This window comes from Pirellulales bacterium, assembly GCA_019694435.1.
Classification (GTDB): domain Bacteria; phylum Planctomycetota; class Planctomycetia; order Pirellulales; family JAEUIK01; genus JAIBBZ01.
Genome location: JAIBBZ010000003.1, coordinates 63,681 through 81,880, shown reverse-complemented (window position 1 = coordinate 81,880; position 18,200 = coordinate 63,681). Strand labels below are relative to the sequence as shown.

12 protein-coding genes and 1 tRNA gene are annotated in these 18,200 nt (G+C 60.3%); 5 read left to right on the top strand and 8 right to left on the bottom strand.

Features of this window, described 5'->3' with window-relative positions:
- Positions 1-124 precede the first annotated feature (124 nt).
- Positions 125-197 (top strand) — tRNA-Glu (locus tag K1X74_04205).
- Here K1X74_04205 and K1X74_04200 read toward each other — a convergent pair.
- The 4 genes from K1X74_04200 to K1X74_04185 all read right to left on the bottom strand — a co-directional run bounded on the left by K1X74_04200 (position 160) and on the right by K1X74_04185 (position 4,571).
- Positions 160-1,044 (bottom strand): site-specific integrase, encoded by an 885-nt coding sequence (locus K1X74_04200; protein ID MBX7165532.1) that lies wholly within the window; start codon positions 1,042-1,044, stop codon positions 160-162. The genes K1X74_04205 and K1X74_04200 overlap by 38 nt on opposite strands.
- Positions 1,045-1,567: 523 nt before the next feature.
- On the bottom strand, positions 1,568-3,085 hold the full coding sequence (locus tag K1X74_04195) for a hypothetical protein (protein MBX7165531.1): 1,518 nt from the start codon (positions 3,083-3,085) through the stop codon (positions 1,568-1,570).
- Between the two features lie 125 nt (positions 3,086-3,210).
- A complete protein-coding gene (locus K1X74_04190) occupies positions 3,211-3,381 on the bottom strand; it encodes a helix-turn-helix domain-containing protein (GenBank protein MBX7165530.1) in 171 nt (56 codons plus the stop codon).
- A 284-nt stretch (positions 3,382-3,665) separates the two neighbouring features.
- Entirely contained in the window at positions 3,666-4,571 is a 906-nt protein-coding gene (locus tag K1X74_04185; protein MBX7165529.1) for a hypothetical protein, read from the bottom strand.
- 476 nt (positions 4,572-5,047) lie between these two features.
- Here K1X74_04185 and K1X74_04180 point away from each other — a divergent pair, with 476 nt between their 5' ends.
- The gene (locus K1X74_04180; protein MBX7165528.1) at positions 5,048-5,308 is read left to right on the top strand and encodes a hypothetical protein; all 261 of its coding nucleotides are present in this window, start codon (positions 5,048-5,050) and stop codon (positions 5,306-5,308) included.
- A 136-nt stretch (positions 5,309-5,444) separates the two neighbouring features.
- Positions 5,445-7,898 carry a trypsin-like peptidase domain-containing protein gene (locus K1X74_04175; protein ID MBX7165527.1) on the top strand — a complete coding sequence of 818 codons (2,454 nt, stop codon included), beginning with the start codon at positions 5,445-5,447 and terminating at the stop codon, positions 7,896-7,898.
- Between the two features lie 218 nt (positions 7,899-8,116).
- On the opposite strand, the gene K1X74_04170 is transcribed toward K1X74_04175, so the two are convergent.
- The 4 genes from K1X74_04170 to K1X74_04155 all read right to left on the bottom strand — a co-directional run bounded on the left by K1X74_04170 (position 8,117) and on the right by K1X74_04155 (position 13,857).
- Positions 8,117-9,217 (bottom strand): hypothetical protein, encoded by a 1,101-nt coding sequence (locus K1X74_04170; protein ID MBX7165526.1) that lies wholly within the window; start codon positions 9,215-9,217, stop codon positions 8,117-8,119.
- A 506-nt stretch (positions 9,218-9,723) separates the two neighbouring features.
- The gene (locus K1X74_04165) at positions 9,724-10,746 is read right to left on the bottom strand and encodes a hypothetical protein (protein MBX7165525.1); all 1,023 of its coding nucleotides are present in this window, start codon (positions 10,744-10,746) and stop codon (positions 9,724-9,726) included.
- 2 nt (positions 10,747-10,748) lie between these two features.
- Entirely contained in the window at positions 10,749-11,123 is a 375-nt protein-coding gene (locus tag K1X74_04160) for an HIT family protein (GenBank protein MBX7165524.1), read from the bottom strand.
- Between the two features lie 688 nt (positions 11,124-11,811).
- Positions 11,812-13,857: a PEP-CTERM sorting domain-containing protein gene (locus tag K1X74_04155; protein MBX7165523.1), complete on the bottom strand. Its 2,046-nt coding sequence runs from the start codon at positions 13,855-13,857 to the stop codon at positions 11,812-11,814.
- A 1,054-nt stretch (positions 13,858-14,911) separates the two neighbouring features.
- Between K1X74_04155 and K1X74_04150 the strand changes: the two genes are divergently transcribed.
- Both K1X74_04150 and K1X74_04145 read left to right on the top strand, forming a co-directional pair.
- On the top strand, positions 14,912-15,679 hold the full coding sequence (locus K1X74_04150) for an RNA polymerase subunit sigma-24 (GenBank protein ID MBX7165522.1): 768 nt from the start codon (positions 14,912-14,914) through the stop codon (positions 15,677-15,679).
- A gap of 60 nt (positions 15,680-15,739) precedes the next feature.
- A complete protein-coding gene (locus tag K1X74_04145) occupies positions 15,740-17,911 on the top strand; it encodes a serine/threonine protein kinase (GenBank protein ID MBX7165521.1) in 2,172 nt (723 codons plus the stop codon).
- Positions 17,912-18,200 lie beyond the last annotated feature (289 nt).

The window sequence follows — 18,200 nt, the reverse complement described above, 5'->3', positions numbered from 1 at the left end:
GTCGGAGCGGCGTGGCAGCCCGTTGACAGCGAACCGGCCGCGCAGTACGAAACTAATCCTGGCCAAACAACTGGCCGATCCATACGTGAGAAGGTCCCGCCGCGGCGCGACCGCTCTCCATTGGGCCCCCTTCGTCTAGTGGCCCAGGACGTCGGGTTCTCAGCCCGAAAACAGGGGTTCGACTCCCCTAGGGGGTACTGTCTGCCCATTCTCTGGGCTCCACGACGGTTCAAAGGTTGTCAAAACCGCCGTATTTTTGTGGGCAGTGCTGATCGTTTGATCGTCTTTGACCCTGGAGGGGGCGCCCTGGTGCACCGGAATCTGCACCGCTTTTGCACCGCCTTGATCGTCTACGGGTGCGGTCGGTTCGCTGGCAGCCCGATGGAAGTGATCGTCCGTAACCTGGAGATAGTGCTTCTGGGCTACCGCCTGTGAATTGCCCATAAAGGCACACACCACATGGCCAGGATAGCGTTGGTCGGCCAGTTCCGTTTGCCGGGTCGATCTCAGATTCTGCCAGAGCTTTGGCCAGGGTTTTAGGCCAGCCCGACGGATGATCTTGGTCAGCCGAGTCCGTAAGTTGGCATTTTGATTTCGCCGATTTGGTAGGACGAATTCTTCACCCTCCTGGGCCTGCCTGCGGACTGCTTCCAGATAGGGCACTAGCTCCGGGAACAAAGGAATGGTCCGGGAGCCCTTGCCATCGTGGTGTTCAGTCTTGGGGCTTCTGACGAGTACTTTGCGATTCTCCCAGTCAATGTCCTGCCAGCGTAATTCCACGGCCTCCGAGGGAATCCGCAGTCCTCCAAATCGGGCAAGCGCAAAAAGGAGTTGCCATTCCGGATCAGGGCAGGCTGCCAAAACCTTGTATGCATCCTCCAGGGACAAAAAGTACTCACGGTCCTTGTTCGCCCTGACACCACAGCCTGCCATATCGGCAAACGGATTCTCGCCGATCAGCCGCTTGCGCTGGGCTGCACGAAAGAATTGCTTGGCACGCCCACAGTGTCGGCGAGCCGTATTCTCCCCCACGATTCCAAACATCCATTGACGAAAGGCATCAGCGTCCCCCGGAGTAACCGCGCGAAGTGGGTAGTCCTCACCGAATCGCTTAATCAGGTAGTTTCGTGCCTGCTTGAGATTGATAATGGTGCGTGGCTTGGCGTCGGTCCGCTGCGCAATGTAGGCATCCAGGAAGGCCCCTAGCGTTGCTCGCTCACGTCGAGGAACGAGGCCGACCTTCGCCAGCTTCTCGTAAAAGTCCTGATCCAGCCGGTCAAGCCAGCGAGCCGTATCGTCATCAACGACATGGCCCATCAAGGTAGCGGAGGCCAACCGCTCGACATGAATCTTGACGGTCTCCGCGACCTTGTGAGAGACCTTGCCCAGGCGGATCGAACGCCGTCGCTGATCAGCCCCAATAAACTGAATGGTGCGACGCCCATTGGGCTCGCGGGCGATACTTGCCACTTGAGATTCTCCTCGATACGAGGTTGCTTGACCACGAGACGAATTCTAGGCAGCAGGCAAGCCGCATCCGTGCGGCTGCCTCGGCCCAGTAGCTCATTCAAGACGGGCTGGTCTCGTCCAAAGCATCGACATCAAACTCGATGTCGCCGAAGAACTCTTCGCCGCTTGGCTCTGCATCCGGATTTAGCGGTTCGCCGTCTGGCACAAAGCGCAACTCATCGTCCGCATCGTCCGCATCGTCCGCAGGCGGTGGTGCCGGCAGAGTGGGTGCAACGGCGGTTCTCCTCCCTCTCTCCCGTAGAACGGGAACGCGGATTTCAATCAATCGCTGCCTGGCTCTGTCGGGCGTTCGGAAGTCCATGCGGATTTCGATCCCCCGGGTGCGTAGCAGGGGCAGCAATCGCCGCAACTGTTGAGACAGGCGATTGGGAGTCTGGGGAAAGTTGGCTGCCAGCCTCAATCCGCTCGCAACAGCCAATTCCCGCAACTCGCTTAACAGTTCTCTCGCGGTACCTCGGAATTCACGAGTGCGATCCGCGAACGCCATCAGCGGCTCAAAGATCGCCGACCTTTCAATGGTTGCCTGATCTCCGCGATCACGATTCGCCTCCAGGGCCTCACGAAACGCACCTTCAGGGAATTCCCGGGCAATCGCGACAGCCTCCCCCAGTCGGGCGAAGTCTGCCATCCTCGGTAACGTTTCGAGATGCAAGCTCGGCATGATCCCCACGGCCCGAGCCGCCAAATCGAGGATCGCACCTAAAATCCGTCCATGGCTGCGGTTGAACTGTTCGATCACCTCAGCTTCCGTGCGGCGTCGATCTGGCGGGATCGGAGACAATTCGAGCACCAGCGCACGATCAAGCAGGTCAGGACGCCCGGCAAATTCATCAATCCCGTTCATCAAGATGGGACGTCGAACCGGGATTTGCACTTCCCGACGATCGGTGTAGAGCTGACGGGTGGCGAATCCAATTCCAGTAACCAGTCGGGCAAGGGCGTCCGACATCGCATCCGACAGGATTGACACATTATCGAAGCAGAGCAGGTAGGACCCCGCCGCCGCGATAGCCAGGTCTTGCTCGTTCCGGGGTAACGTGCGCAGCGGGAGTTGATGAGGATCGATCAGCGTGTGTAACAGCCGTGTCGCCGTGCTCTTGGCCGAGCCTTGTTCGCCCAGCAGGATCAAGATGGGGAAGGGCGAGATGCCTAAGACCATGGCAACGAGCATGGCTGCCAACAAGACCCAGTCTTCGGACTGGATATTCAAGACCATCGCCAGTTCTTCTAAATCACCTCCATGCTGGGGCTCGGGCAGCGCGAGCATGCCGGCAGGTCGCAGGAACTTGACCGGTGGCTCGTCGATGACACGCCAACCTTCAGTGGTGATTTCAATGCAGCGGCCGTCATCGCTCCCCAGGTCGAGGTAATGCGCCGATCCTTGCTGAGCAACCCGCACCTGCACCTCATGCTGCTCGCCGCGAAACCGCGCCAGAGTCGCTAAGTGCTGCACCGCTTCGGTGACAATCCCGCTCGCCGGCGCCTCATCATGCTCATCTAGGTATGCCCTCGTAAGCTCAGGGCCGGCTTCGTCTACGGTCAGCGGTAAAGTCAAGGCTCGCTTTTCGTACCGAATCGTTGCAAACGGGCTTTGATCGGGGCTGTGAAACAGCTCCCATTCTCGTGCGAGGTCCAGTAGCCGCTGTAATTGCCCAGATCGTTGGCGATCGCTCCCTGTACTCATGCTGCACCTCCGTTTGTGCTGTTGTGTGCGATGAAGCGATCTAGCTCGCTGGGGGCGACAAACTTGCGGCGGCCAATTACCACCGCGGATAAGCGACCGAGTCGAATCTGTTTCCGCAGCGTGTTATGCGACAACCGCAAAAACTGCCCTGCTTCGGCCAGCGTCAAGAGCTGGCCTCCCCTGTCCTGTGCCGACACCGTCGCCACCTCCCGCGCACGAGAGGCTAGGCGGTCAACGCGTTGCGTTGCCATGGTTCACCTTCTCCACTGGTTCGCCGGCTGCGAAGTGCAGCCCGCATACCCGTTGGCGCAGAGTTCGGCGGTTGGAGTGCCGAGCAGGTGGTGAACCGCAAGAAAATGCCCGAAATCCACGGGTTTTTCAAAGGGAAAAACTTCGCAGGTGTTCGGCAAAATACGCCGAACGATCGAACACTACGGGCAGTGGACACCAATCAGCCGTCCGAATCGTCGCCGTGGCGTCCGACCTCGCCGGGATGCTCGGTCCCGAACAAATGATGGGGTGCGTAGTCTTGATTGAGTAGTTTCAACGCCGGCAAAAGGATTGTCCGGTTAAGGCACTGTTGTCGATATTTCGAATGCCCCTTGAATTTATCGCGAAAGAATGCGGAAGCCGTCGATGGGGAAACCTGCGCACGTCGGGCCAGTTCGTTGTTGCCGATAGGTTCGAGGTTCAGGCAACTGTCTTTAGCGTACTGGTGGTGTACGTTCAGAGCCGCAATCAGCTTCGCCTGGCCATCACCTTGATCCGTGCTCCGCTTGGGCTTTTTCTGCGGCAATGCTTGCGCCGTACGGTCGGCAGGGGTTATGACTAGGTCATGATTTGGTGGCTGGTTGATCGGTAAGCGTCTTGGTCCGTTCGCGGAGAAACGCGGCTTCGCACCCGGAATACCCGCCGCTAGATAGAGCAACCACCCCCGAGTCGAATGACACGTTACCTCAAACGGCCAAGCCGGCGGTGCGTGTCCGAGATGGAGTGCCGCAGCACGATAGGCTGAGACTAGCTCACGGCAGTCGGGGGTTGGAGAATTTTGGCATGCATACTGGGCACGGCGCTCGTCATAATTGGCGAGTATTTCGAGAAGCTGGGCTTGTTCCTCGGCAAGCTGAGCGAGGGCAATAAGATTGGTCGGCAGCCGATTTCCCATCTCCTTGTGCCGTGCTACCAATTCCCGCTGCCGGCGCTCATAACGCAAGTACGTGCCCGCGCTATGCAATTCGGTTCCCTTAGGCACTGCAAGGGCGTACTCCGCTTGAACGGCGTACCCTTCAACCCTGTTGACGATGCTCGTAAAGCTCGCTTCGATTCTCGAAAAAAGCGGTACTTCAGCGGCGCGCATAAGTCCTCCATCATGCTCAAGTTCGCTGTGACGGCCACGATGCCTCGACGACGACGGTCTGCCCCCGGCTGGGGGGCAAACAACAGGGGGAACACCCGCCGTTTTGCTTCAGGGACGCCGCACTTTGCCGGGTTTATTGGGGCATTTGGCTACTGTCGCACCGCAGAATGCGACAGCGATGGATTAGCCCGTCCTACCGGTCTGGCGATCTTGTGTCCCACGGTTCGGGTGTTCGCTGCCAAGTCGTGCTTTCAGTGAGCACCGGCAGGCCCCCGGCACTTATTGGCCGGCGGACACAGTATTATCGGCGCTTCCACTAGCTCGGGCAACCCGGCTCGCGAGGCCTAGCGCTAGAGCCACGCCGCGAAGCGTTTTACAATCGAGGCCCGCACGACAATCGGTTGGCCACTTGGTTGGGACCACCGCCGACCGAAGTCCTTATTCCTAATACCTGCTGCACCCGGGGGCATCGAACGGTGGCCAAACGCACGACGACGAAGTCCAGCCCGTCCAGGAAGGACGACGCCGCACCCCGCACCGCCAAAGCGCCAACGGCAGCCAAGGGCAACGGCTCCCGCTCCAACGGTGCCAAGTCAAACGACGCCAAATCCAACGGCGCCGCCCTCGGGTTCGAGGCCACGCTGTGGCTCGACGCCGACAAGCTCCGCAATAACCTCGACGCGGCCCCAAGTGTATCGACGATGCAACACCCAGGCGGTAAAAGACTGACCGCGTAATTGGACATGGCGACTTTGGCGAGCAAAAATCTGGTCACTTGGGGGCCCGCTACTGTCGTTCTGGGTCGGCGTCGCAGCCGTGGCTAAATTGGTGCCCACACACGGAAAATAACTGGACTGTTGTGGGGTAGTCACCATGTCGGAAAACAAGCGAACCGAGTGGTACTGCGAAGTCCTTGGGGAAGTCCTGGGTCCGATGGGCTCCAAGCAGCTCCAGGAGATGGTTCGTCGCAAGGAACTATCCCCGCACGACCAGGTTCGACGCTCCGGATCAAACAAGTGGCTTCCCGCTGGAGAGATTCGCGGACTCTTTTCTCAGCCGGCGGCCGCGGCAGCCAAGCCGAAGGAGGCAACCGCTGTCGATCGTCCCACGGCCAAACCGGTAACACCGGAGATTTCTGAAGCGGCGACGGAACCAGAAACTGCTGTGGGCTGGCGTGTGATCGTTTTGGCCGGTTGCGGCTGTGCGGCCGTCGCCTTGGCGCTGTTGTTGTGGTTTGGTCGGGGAAATGAACAACTCCGCGCCGCCACGAGTGGTAAGGAGAAGCGGGAGCTGGCCGAGTTGCGGGAAAAAGTCCGGCAGCTGAAAGCTCAAGAAGCCGCGGACACAGCGAAAGCGGCCGATTCATCCCCCACCGAACCGGCAACGGTTCCCATCGGCGACAACGCGGCAGAGGCTTCCTCGGCCGAAGAAGACGCGCCCACTCCTCCGGGAAGCTCCGACCCTCCAGCTGCTGAGAATCCGGCCGAAACAAAGTCGGCCACTGGCCTCGAACTCCCCGTGTTGGTGAAGCTCGTGGAACCTTCGGTCGTCACGATCGAAAAACGGCGTTTGGACGGAACTCTAGCTACCGGCAGTGGTTTTTTGACGGGTAGTCATGGGTTGGTCGCAACCAACTTTCACGTTGCTAATGAGGCCGTGGACATCAAGGTCCTGCTAGTGGGCGGCTCCGTTTATTCAGCAACCGGTTTCGTCGCCGCCAGCGCCGAGCATGACCTGGCCGTGCTACACGTGCCCGACCTCCCCCCAGACCTTGCGCGGTTGGAATTAGCCTCGGACGTTGAAAAGGGGGAGCGCGTGGCCGCGTTCGGGAGTCCTCAGGGGTTGATTGCCTCCGTTTCGGATGGCGTCGTCAGCAGCGTGCGAACTGGTCATGAAATTGCGGCATCTGGTCTTCTCGAAACCGCCGAAATCTACACCGCCGCGGGTTACGCTCTCGATGCCCGCTGGATTCACTCGACCGCAACCATTGACCACGGCAACAGCGGCGGACCGCTGGTCAATTACCGTGGACGAGTCGTTGGCGTGAACACATGGGCCCCTAAGGATGCTACGGGCTACTACTTTGCCATCAGTTCGGAACACCTAGCTGAACTACTCGCATCGGCCCCCGCCCAACCGAGCCCGCTCGAACACTTCCCCCATCGTCCCCGGCCCAATGTGCCGGCCCAGGCGCCCCCGGCCCGCGATGAAGAGGGGGAGATTGCCATTCGCATCGAGCAGCGGCGACGGTTGCTGCAAAGCATCTACGAACAGCGACTCACACTGTTGCAGCGGTACGAGAATTTGCAGTCGAAAGTGTACGACATCCGCAACCAAGGCGAAGCCGCCAAGGCCAACCTAACGGGCGTCGAAGGGAGAATGCTGGCCGTCAACAGCTCGCTAAGCGAAGCCGACGCCCAGCTGCTCCAACATCGTCGTCGAGACGAAAACTTCGAGGCGAACCAAGTGCAGTCGGAGATGCGGAACCTACAGCTCCAATTACAAGCCCTTCAGGCCGAACATGCCAGTCTCACCCAACGCATCGCTGAATTGTTACGCCGCCACGCCGAAGCCCTCGCCGCGGAACGCGAACTCTTACTCGAATGTAACCAGCTACGGCACGAATGGCTCACTGCCGTCGGCTACTACTTGGCGCTGACGCATCAAGAGATTGATGCTGTCCTAATGATCCTCAACGAGTGGGCGGTCTTGGACACTGCCAACCCAATGCCGTACGTCAACCGCGGTCTTATTAAATGGCATCGCGGTGACCTGGACGCAGCCCTTCTCGATTTGCAACACGCTGTCGATTTAGCCGGCGTTGACTTAACTTCGTCGCTTGCCGCCCGCGGTGCAGTACGCGTCATGCTGGGAGATGAGCGAGGCGGAATGAGGGACTTCGGCCAGGCGCTGAAGGTCAATGAGCGAGACGCCGATATCTATTGGCTGCGGGCGCGTGTCTACCAATCTCAAGGCCGGTACCCGCTGGCTGAACGGGACATCAAAACTGGTCTGCGGTTAGCTGCCGACCATCGTGAGTTGCTACGAATGCAAGCGTTGCTGCTGGCCGCTTGCCCGCAGGCGCGGTTTCGCAATGGCACGAAGGCCATCGTGGCCGCCCGAAAGCTGCTCGAAGTCACTGGCGAGCAGGACTGGCAATCCGTCGCGATCCTAGCCGCCGCCCACGCGGAAGCCGGCGACTTCCAACAGGCGGCGGCACTCGCCGAACAGGCGGCCGACTTGACGTTCGCCGAATTGCGAGCACACTGCTTGACGATGCGGGACGCTTTCCTCCGAGAGCAGACCCTCGACAAGATCGATTGGTAAACACCCATCTAACGCTCGACCGTAGTCGCCGCCAAAGGTTGGCTGCTTCGGTGTGTCGCAGCCGTGCAGGATTTTAGCAGCGGTAATGCGCCCAGGACTCGCCCACCTTGCGCAATGATCGACTGCGCTCACTTGCGGGCCGGTTACAAGGAACGGGATGTAACCGTTACGCCTGCCCGTCAAGCACAGTGCTTTGTTCGCTGGCAACCCCACCAGGACTACTCAGCGTACTCTTTGAACTCGTCCAACACGCTATCGGTGGTGTGGGACAAGTAATCAAGTTCCCCCAGCTCTTCAATGCTGCCGTAAGACAAATACGTGCAGCGCTCGGCAAGGGGCGAGTTTTCTAGCAATGAGAATACCGGTCGGGTGATCTCTTGGAATACCTTTTCGCGCCGCGACTCGGGTGCGACAATATGGAGCGGCACATTGATGTTTGGAAGGAGTGCACACAGATCGGCCATTCGCAGCAAGCCGGAGTAGATTGCCGTCGAATGTTCGACCTCGAAAGCTCTCCGGATGGCGCGCCCCTTCAGCCAAAGCACGTCGATTCGCTTGACGGTGTCCAAGGTCGTTTCGTCGTAGTTCAGTGGCAGGCGGTCCAACAGAACTCCCGGCTGCGCCGACCAATGTTCGCCAACGCGAGATCGGTCAGCGTTGGGGAGCCAAATCTTGAAACCCATCGCCTCACCGATCCGACAAAGGGCAGCTTGCACGCGCACCGATTCTCGGTCAGTTGTTGAATCTTGCGCAGGTTCTTCGGTCGGCGCAACCCTGTCGTCAGGCACACTAACCACAACGGAACGATCTGGCCGTTGAATACGTCGCTTCAACGCGCGGTCATACTGCTCGTTGTCCACCGGGAAAGTGCGACCGTCGGCCTGCACGCGCTGCAGGAGCAAATCCAAGAATGCGCCGTCATCCTGGTTGAGCTTAACTAGACTGCGACGTAACGGGCCAAGCCAATATCCGCCGGGCCTGACGTCGCGGGTGAACGACAGCTGGGAGTACACCTCCGACTCGTGGATTGGAATCGTCTTTTCGAGAGAAAGCCATACGGCAGGCCTAACTTTGAATCGAACAACAAATGGATCGTCGTCAGGGACGAAAATCGGCGTGCTGTCCGTGAATGGCCCGTCCATCACTTCCAAGATGCCTATCCAACGAGACATGCGGACCATGTAGCAAACGAACTTGTCGCCGACGCGAACCTTTTCGGCCATAGACCGCTGAGATTCACGAAATCCCGAAATTGTGCGATCTGAACGAGCAAACGCCTCGAACGTCTCAGGCGTAAACAGGTCGCTCCAGTAGTTCATGCCGTGAATACTCCGAGCGTGCATGCTAGTCCGCGAACTTGGTTTTAGGATGGTCAGCGTACCGCCAATAGACTGCAAGGTTGTCAGCCTATCGCACTAGCGGCCGATCCTCTTAGGTCACAATGTGTCCGCGGGTTGTGTCTACATCAACCTTTGCGCATAGCCTCGTCGAGCACGACCGTCAGCGGGACTGCGAACGCCGCGCCCCGGTTCAACGCGTGTGTGCGGATCAGGGTGGTGCGAACGTCCTTGTGGCCGATAGGTAGACCTATATCGCATCTGGCCAACGCCCCGCCTCGTCCAGGATTGTAACGTTGGATCGCTTCGATTCCCACGTACCCAATTCGCCTCTGGCCAACCGCCCAGTGACGTACCGTCCGAGTACAGTGCTCTTCCGTGGTTGCAGTTCACGCCCACCTTACGCAGTGACGCTCAGCACCGTTTGCGGAGCGCAGTGCCGTCCGCTGCATGCTGTTGTTAGCCATGCTCGTATGGCGTCCCGGCGCTCAGAATAGCGCCTCCGCGACCTCCACGGGCTCCCATTCATGAATCAAGACGGCCTGAGCCTGCACGTGGAACGTGCTCAGAAACACCCGGCGGTCGACCTCACTCGCGCCGGTCTGCGCCATAAGGGTGTCGCGAAGGGGGTGATTGCTCGCAATCAGGAACTCATTTCGCGTGCTCAGCCTCTCAAGAAGCCTGATGCTAGGAATGAGGTTCGACTTCCCCGCCACACCTCGGTTGCAGCGACGGCAGGCTAGGACGAGATTCCACACGCCGTCGATGAGACCACCCATGCCTGCCGCCTTGAGAGAGTGTGGGAAGAAGTGATCAACGTCCGGCGGTGTCGCTCCAGCAAGAGAAAAGCTGTCGAAACAGTAGAAGCAGTGTCCCTTCTGGTAACCGCTGAGCGCGTCGCGCGCCCCCGTGATTGACTTTCGGCGCCTTTCCGCGTCGACCACGAACAGCGATTCGGTAGCCGGATCGCGGTTCACCGTGAGTAGCGCGGGTGACACACCAAGTTCCCACGCAGTCTCGACAAGCCGCCATCGCGCGTCTGCTTCGAGCGGTAGGTTGGGATTCTGGTCACCGCCAACCAGGTCAGCGAAGGACTGCGTCATCCGGATTCCCCCACCCCTGCCGCGCTCGTCCACGAAGAACCGTTGCGGCACTTCGTTCCGGCCCACAACGTGGAACGCGTGGATCACATTGTTAAAACCGATCCGGACAGCTTGGTCGACCAATTGTTCCTGCGTCAGCTCACCCGCATTGGCCTTGCGGCAGGCGTCTAAGAAGCGACTTGCCCGCGAGGTGCCCTGTTTTTCTGCGAGCAGCAGGTGGGAACACAGATACTTCGAGAACGGCGCCGCCAACTCCTCCAAGGTCACAAGCTGGCCAGCTTGGGGCTGTAGTTCGAGCAGCGCCCGCCCGAGTGCGAACTTGTAGGTGGCAACGTTGCGGCCGAACAGGATAATCCCGCGCCAGCAATCCTCGGGGCGCGGTCGAAACGCGACGAAGGGGTGCATCACGGTCAATAGGCTCCCTTGCCCGGGATCAGGTGACGAACACCGCCACGGGGATTGTCGACGTCACCGCGACGGCGGGGGATTAGGTGGATGTGGCAATGGAAGATGGTTTGGCCTGCTGCATCGCCGATGTTCGCGCCGAGGTTGAATCCTTCTACTGCGGGATCACTTACCTGGACGAGTTCACGTGCCTTCCGAAGCAAATCGTTGCAGGCGAGCAACTCCTCAGCGGTAAGTGAAAAGTAGTCCTCGGTGTGTCGGCGCGGGACAACCAGCGCGTGCATCGCGGTGACAGGGAACGCATCCCACAATGCGACGGCGAGTTCGTTCTCCAGGAACACCCTGTCCCCATGAGGGTTGCAGAAGACACAGCCGTTCACGGTCACTCGCCTCCTTTCTCCACAAATAACGATTGAGCTCAGGCCGCGGCCCGTCAGGGCTGTCGCGTCTGCAACGGATTGTTGTGCGGTGGTACGCTATTAACTGGAATTTGCTCGCTTGCTGCCAAGTAACGGAGCATTTGCGTCGGCATTCGCCGTCGTACTTGCCCACAACAGATACGGCGCGAGGAATATCTTGCCAGAGAACGCGACCGGGATTGTGTCAAATCCGGCAGGGAGCCGTCGTCCTCCTTGCGCGCGAAGAACGAACCGTCCTGGCCACGAACAGGGTTGCCAACAAGCTGATTCGGTCACATCGACCGAGGGAACGAGGCGCCAACTTTGAGGACGACCAGCTTTGATCTCGCGGCAAGACGGGCGTTTGCGCATTTCAACCCTTGATAATGACAAATCCCTCCGTTCGGGACACCCAGTCCATCGTCGCTCTGCGACGGCGGCGTAACAAACCTCGGCATGGGGAGGATGGGATACTCGCATCGCCTCGTTCCCCCGGAGCGCTGTCAGTTGCGACATCTCAGGCGACCCAGCTTTGCTCGCTGGCCGCCGAAGATGCCAAGATTGCTCACTCCAAGGATGGGGCACCTTGGGAATCTTCGCACTTCAATCCACGAAGATGGCCAACGTGCCCTCTCGCGCAAGGATGGCACCTTGGGAATCTTCGGGCGAACTACTTCGTCAGCGACAGCCCCGTACGACGACGGCGGGCGGCAACGACGCCCACTGCGGTGGCGCCGATCATGGCGAGCAAAGTGGTGGACGGTTCTGGTACCACATTCAACGTGAAGTTGTCGATGGTCGCTGTGAAGGGTACGAAGCCGCGAGCATTCGCGGCATGAATGCCGAAATACAGGTCGTCATAAGCCTCCAGCCAGGGAACGGTAAATGACGAAAGCGATCCACTGGTGGCCGGGTTGGTTTGGTTTGTCCAAGACACGCTCCAAATCCCGGCTGCCCTAGTCACGGTCAGGAGGATGTTGTCACCTGGATCAAAAGCACCCAAGCCCGTACCTGCACCGCCAACATCGCCACTTCCGAAATTCTCGACAGCGAACACCTGGTCAGGTTCGTGGAATCCCAATCGAACCGTGGCATCCTGATTTGCTCCGACCAGCAAAGTAAGCTGATCCGACAGCCCATTGACGACGACATCTTCAAATAAGGCCGACATCGTAAAATCGTGAGTGCCCACGCCTGGCACAAAGACTACGGCTGCCTCCAAATTTCCGAGGTTGCGTCCAAAGCCATTTAGCTGATTGAAATCGGACCGAGTGGAGTTCATTCGCAACTTGCCCGGGACGGCCGTCAAGCTGAGGTTGGGATCATTTGCGGGGATCGCCCCGCCCGTTCCGGGTAGCCGATGTGTGAATCCTGTTCCATTGCCCGCGTTGTCGCCAATCGTACCGACCACTGGAGCGTCAAAGTTCAAGCTGACGCTCACGTCTGCATTTGCGGTCAGTGGGAATACCAGCAGCGCTGTGCTGAGCACGGTCGCGATTCTTGCCATCGCCATGCGTCTGCGGTTTGTCCGACCGAGAAGCATGGCACCCCCAATAACCATCAACAGGGCGCTGGACGGCTCCGGAACTGTGGCCACCCAGGCCTGAGTCCGTCCTTGAGGATCGACTCCCCAGCCGGCAATACGGTGACCATCGGCTGACACGCCACGCGCCTCGCTCAAGCGCCAGCCTGCAAGTTCAGTAGCAAGTCCCCTCGCACTGAGATACTCATCCAGTGCCTGCAATCCCGTGGACTCGCTGAACAAAAAGGCGGTGTCTTGCCCACCTCTCTTGCCCTGACCGACTACAACCGATCCATCGTGAGATGTCGCATAGGCGATGACCGCCTGTAGCCCAACGGTCGGTGCGACCCCAACCATCCCTGTCGGCTGGGTCCAAACGAACGCTTGGGTTCCGAAAGACGAATTGCTCCAACCTACGATCGTGGCCCCGTCACCGGACACCGCGCGAGCCTCAGACGAAGTCGGTGTCACCGTGAGGTAACCAAGGCCAGTTAAGCCATCCGGGGACGACCATCGAAATGCCTGACTCCCTAAGGATGAACCACACACCACTGTTCCATCCCCTGAAACACCGTACGCAGTACCGCCTATCGCCCTGGATTGTTCGAGCACGACTACATTAAACGGAGGACCTGACGAGTCTAGCGGAACAATGAATGGGCCATCATCGCTATCGGCGCTTCCTGAATAATCAAAATAGTCCCCAGCCGCCAAATGCCCATCTGCGGAAACACCATAGGTCCGGAACGCTGGCTCATCGAAGGCAATGTGCGGTATATCACCCCATATCGCGACATTACCGCGACTCTCAGTCCAGTAATAACCAATATACTCGCCGTCATAATTGCGCTCGCCAGTGCCAACAATTACAGAACCATCACCGGAAACGCTGAACGCTGGATTATGTAGGAATAGGTCAACCTGCCCGCCTTGAACATAGGCGAATTCATTTCCCAGCCCGACCATCCCGCCGCCTTCAGTCCAGCGAAATCCTTCCTCATAGCTGTAATCCAATGGTGGTGGATATTGCATGCTTTGGCCGACAACGGTCGTGCCATCAGCGGAAATGGCGAACGCTTTGGAATGCCCTGGCTGGTCAAGAAACCCAAGCCCTTGGAACGAAAGCTGCCCAAAGGCGATCGAGTCAGCAAGCAGGCAGACAATCACGATTGCAGCGGCGCTGGTACGCGGCATTTCGGTTCCCCTAAGTTCAACGATGGCCCGAGGCAAAAGACTGCCGGCGGGAACTAGCATGGCTAAGGAACGGTCGAATCCAGCGCAAAAGCACTGGTCCAACCGATCGAGCGAGTCACGGCAAAGATGCGGCAGCTACCGACTGACGCAGGTAGCGGCGCTGCGAACCGTGAATTGAAGTCTGCCTCACTAGCGGCACCCAGCCCAGGAACCGTACCGTTGCGAAGAATCTAACGTGCCACTTTTTCGATCGCAATAGGTCGCTTGAAAATCGTAAAAACTGCGAGCGAAGGTAACCATATGTGCACAGCGGCTGGCGTTGGGGGCGCCAGGGGGCCTCGGTAAGTCCATGGCTCGGTTGCAACCGCAGCCAAGGCACAGGCGCGACCGCCGCGACGCCCCTTGAATGAGCGCCAAGCGCAGCGACGACGGACGTGCCCCTATCAGGGTTGCGGACGATGCGGACGATGCGGACGGTGCATTGGACGATCAGCCAGGTGCTCCTATTCCGCCAGTTGGACCCTCTGCAAGATTTCGGCACGAGTCGAGTAGGACAGCTTGGGCCATGCGACAATGATGGATCGTAGGTCCTCCAAGTAGTCCTGGAATTCGAGTGCCAGCCTAAACCACATGGCAGTTGCACCGGATTCTGCAGCGCTGCTAACTATGCTGTTGTGACAACCCTCGACGCGATCAGCGTTTAAGTCAATTCGTTCGACTCCCCTAGGGGGTACCTGCTTTTGCGCTTGCCGGCGCGCTCTTTGCCGGCGGCATCCGGGTGCTCTGACTTGCTCGCGATTCTCCGCGCAACAGGTCGGAGCCGTCGTCCGGGGTGTGCACCGGTCGGATTGCCCCCAAAGCTGTATGCGGCAGGTGGCCGTTTGGCGGTTCATGCCAATTGCTGGCGGTGGCGCGCCGGCCGACTTAAAATGCCCATGTTACCGGCCGGAACTCCGCGCCATGATCAGGGGAGCGCGGGCCCTCTACCACCTTTTGGGTATCGAGGAACGGCTCAAAGGTAGAGGTGTTTGCTTCCCACCACGACCAGTGCACGATGCCGACCGATCTCGCGACCCGCCGACCGCTTGATAAAGCTGCGTCCGCCGCCGGCGCGAGTAACCAGTTCGTAACGACCGACTGGTCACTCGTTTCCGACGCTCGCCAGGGAGGCGCTGGGCATTCGGACAGCCTGGCGCTGCTTTGTCAGCAGTACTGGTTCCCGCTCTATGCCGATCTGCGCCGCGGCGGGTATTCGACGCACGATGCCGAAGATCTCGTGCAGTCGTTCTTGGCCTGGATCGTGGCGGCCGACCTGCTGCGGCGCGCCGACCGCGAGCGGGGGCGATTCCGTACGTTTCTCCGCGTCGCCTTGCGCCAGTTTTGCGCCCGCGAGCATCGCCGTACGCGTGCCAAGAAGCGGCATCCAAGCTCGGCGCTGCTATCGCTCGATCCGCTCGAGGCCGAGGCCCGGTATGAGCAGGCACTGGTTTGCAACTGGACGCCGGACCGCCAATTCGACCACGGTTGGGCCATGACCTTGCTGCAGGTGACGTTGCAGCGGTTGCACGCGGAGTATGCCCGCGCCGGCAACCAGGCACGGTGCGAATCGCTGTTGCCGTTCTTGACCGATGATCGGCGTCCGGATCGCGATCAATGCCGTGCGCGGCTGGGATTGACGGAAGCGGCGTTCTCGATGGCCTTGGGCCGTCTGCGGCGGCGCTATGGCAAGCTGCTGCGCGAAGAGGTTGCTCGGACGGTTGCGCATCCTGACCAAATCGAAGACGAGCTCGAGCAGATCCTGCTTGCGGTCGCTGTGAACTAGGGTGGCGCAGCGATGGGCGTCGAATCGCCTCGGGTCCGATGCCGCACGTGTGGCGGGGTGATGACCGGGGAGACTCCGTTCGGTCAGTGCCCCGCGTGCCTGGTCCGGCTGGGACTCGAAGCGGTCCGCAGCCGCGCGGAACGCTCCAGCGCCGTGCCGGTAGTCTCATCGCAGGTGGTCTCGGGCTGGTTTGCCGATCTCGAAGTGGGTGAGCTGTTGGGCATAGGCGGCACGGGAGCCGTTTATCGCGCCTACCAGCCCGGCCTCGAGCGCGAGATCGCGCTGAAGGTCATTCCGCTTGACGACGACGAGCCGCTCGCCGGACAGCGCCTGCTGCGCGAAGCCCAATTGCTGGCCCGACTGCAGCATCCGCGGATTGTTGCCGTATACGACGTCCGGCAAGTCGAGCGATTCTTTTGCTTGTTGCTGGAATACGTGCCCGGCGGCAGCCTGAGGCAACGTCTCGCGTCGGGGCCCTTGCCGCTCGACGAGGCCATGCAGCTCGTCGAACAGGTGTGCGAAGGGCTGGCGTTTGCCCATCGCCAGGGCATCGTGCATCGCGATATCAAGCCCGAGAATATTCTGCTCGACGCCGCGGGCATGGTGAAAATTGCCGACTTCGGCATCGCCAAGATGGTTGCCGCCGAAGGGTTCCCGTCGCCCAGGCTCACGCACTCTGGCCAGGTGCTCGGCTCGGCGAATTACATGGCGCCGGAACAGTTCAAGGGAGCCAGCGATCCTGACCCCCGCAGCGATCTCTATGCGTTGGGAGTGGTGTTTTACGAAGCCTTGACGGGCCACTTGCCCGCAATCGACTATGAGCCGCCGTCGCGCGGACAGCGCGGCAATCGCCAGGTCGACGCCTTGGTCCTCCGCCTACTGCGCCGCGAACCCGGGCAACGGCCCGCCAGTGCCGACGTGGTGCGCGAGCAACTGCTGCAGATCCGATCGACCGGCAACCGGCGACTTTGGCCCTGGGTCGCCGTGGGCCTCGCGGCAGCGCTTGGTGGGTTGCTGCTCTGGCAACGCGGCGAACATCGCGGTGCGCCCGGGACCCAGGTCGCCACGAGCCGCCTGGCCGCGTTGCATCGTTCGCTGAACCGATCCTACGTCGACTTGAAAAATGCCTCGGCCACGTACGAGTCGCGCCATGACGAGTATTCGGTGAGCGGCGCGATCGACGGCGTGCGTCATTCGGCCGGCTGGTCGGTACAGGGCCAGCAGGATCGACCGCAAGCAGCCGTGTTTCAGACCGTCGCTCCGCTGACGGCCGAGCAACTGCTGTTCGAATTGGAAAACGACGGCGGCGGCTACCTCGGGTTCAAACCCCGGCGGTTTCGCATCTCGTACACGACGGCGCCCGATCCGGATGTGACCCGCACCAACATCGAATGGGTTCCCGTGCGGCCGCAAGAGGTGCGCACGACGGACGCCGCGTCGGAGGCCGCGGTCGAGACCGATGGATGCACGATTCGCGTCTCGGGAAGTGCCAACGTGCCAGACGACTACATCGTGTTGGCCGCGGGCGACTATCGTGGCGTGACCGGCTTTCGGCTCGACTTGCTGTGTGGTCCGAGTGGCATACTGAGTTTCGTTGACGACGTCCGAGGCGACGTGCACCTGACCGAGTTCGGAGTCTTGGCGTATCCACCTCCGGCGCCTCCGGTGCCCACGGATGTCGTACCTTTGGCACGGACCGAGGCGTCGTTCGACCTCGCGGGCCCGTTGCATCACAGCAGCGAGTTGATCGACGGCGCCATGCGCGGCACCAGCTTCTGGCTCGTCAAAGACGAGGCGGCCGGCCAGGATCAAGCCGTCGCGGCGTTTCCCGCCGAGCCCCTGGTGGCAGACGATCTGGTGTTCGAGTTGATGCACAACACGTCGGCATGGTTCCACAAGGCAGGGCGTTTTCGTCTGTCTTATACGACCGATCCGCAACCTGCGCTGGCGAGCGCGAAGGTCCATTGGACGTGGATCGTGCCGCAACAGGTGCGCTTCGAGCCGCCCGGATTGACGGCCACTTGGCGCGACGATGGGACGATCGACGTCGAGCCTTCGCAGGCCGTGCCCCAGTGCAATTATCGCATCTTTGCGCATGGCCCCTTCGCCGGGGCCACGGCGTTTCGCCTCGAGCTGCTGACCGGCATCGAGGGGACGCTCGGAACTTCGCCCGAGCGCGTATTTGCGTTGAGCGAATGGCGCATCATCCGTCCCGGCGTCTCCGCGCCGTAAGCCGCGACAACGCGACGGTTTGGGGCACGGTGGCCGGGTCTTTTCGCGCGGCCGCGTTAAGTCGCGCCGCCTTCTGCATTACTCCTTCCGGACGAGAGCCTTCCCGGGGAACGATTCGCGGGAAGCCGAGCTAACCAATTCGCCCACGTGAGTGTCCGCCGTCGACCAACTGGTGACCGGACCACGAGGAGCGCAACCGGCCTGGAGGTGAAGAAATGCGGTCACGCCATCGATCTTGCGCGCAGCATCGCGGCCGACCGCGAAACGCCTCCTCGCACCGCCGGCGCCA

Coding starts and splice junctions, on each gene's coding strand:
- K1X74_04200 (MBX7165532.1), bottom strand. CDS start 1,044: ATGTTTGGAATCGTGGGGGAGAATACGGCTCGCCGACACTGTGGGCGT.
- K1X74_04185 (MBX7165529.1), bottom strand. CDS start 4,571: ATGCGCGCCGCTGAAGTACCGCTTTTTTCGAGAATCGAAGCGAGCTTT.
- K1X74_04175 (MBX7165527.1), top strand. CDS start 5,445: ATGTCGGAAAACAAGCGAACCGAGTGGTACTGCGAAGTCCTTGGGGAA.
- K1X74_04170 (MBX7165526.1), bottom strand. CDS start 9,217: ATGAACTACTGGAGCGACCTGTTTACGCCTGAGACGTTCGAGGCGTTT.
- K1X74_04155 (MBX7165523.1), bottom strand. CDS start 13,857: ATGCCGCGTACCAGCGCCGCTGCAATCGTGATTGTCTGCCTGCTTGCT.
- K1X74_04150 (MBX7165522.1), top strand. CDS start 14,912: ATGCCGACCGATCTCGCGACCCGCCGACCGCTTGATAAAGCTGCGTCC.
- K1X74_04145 (MBX7165521.1), top strand. CDS start 15,740: ATGACCGGGGAGACTCCGTTCGGTCAGTGCCCCGCGTGCCTGGTCCGG.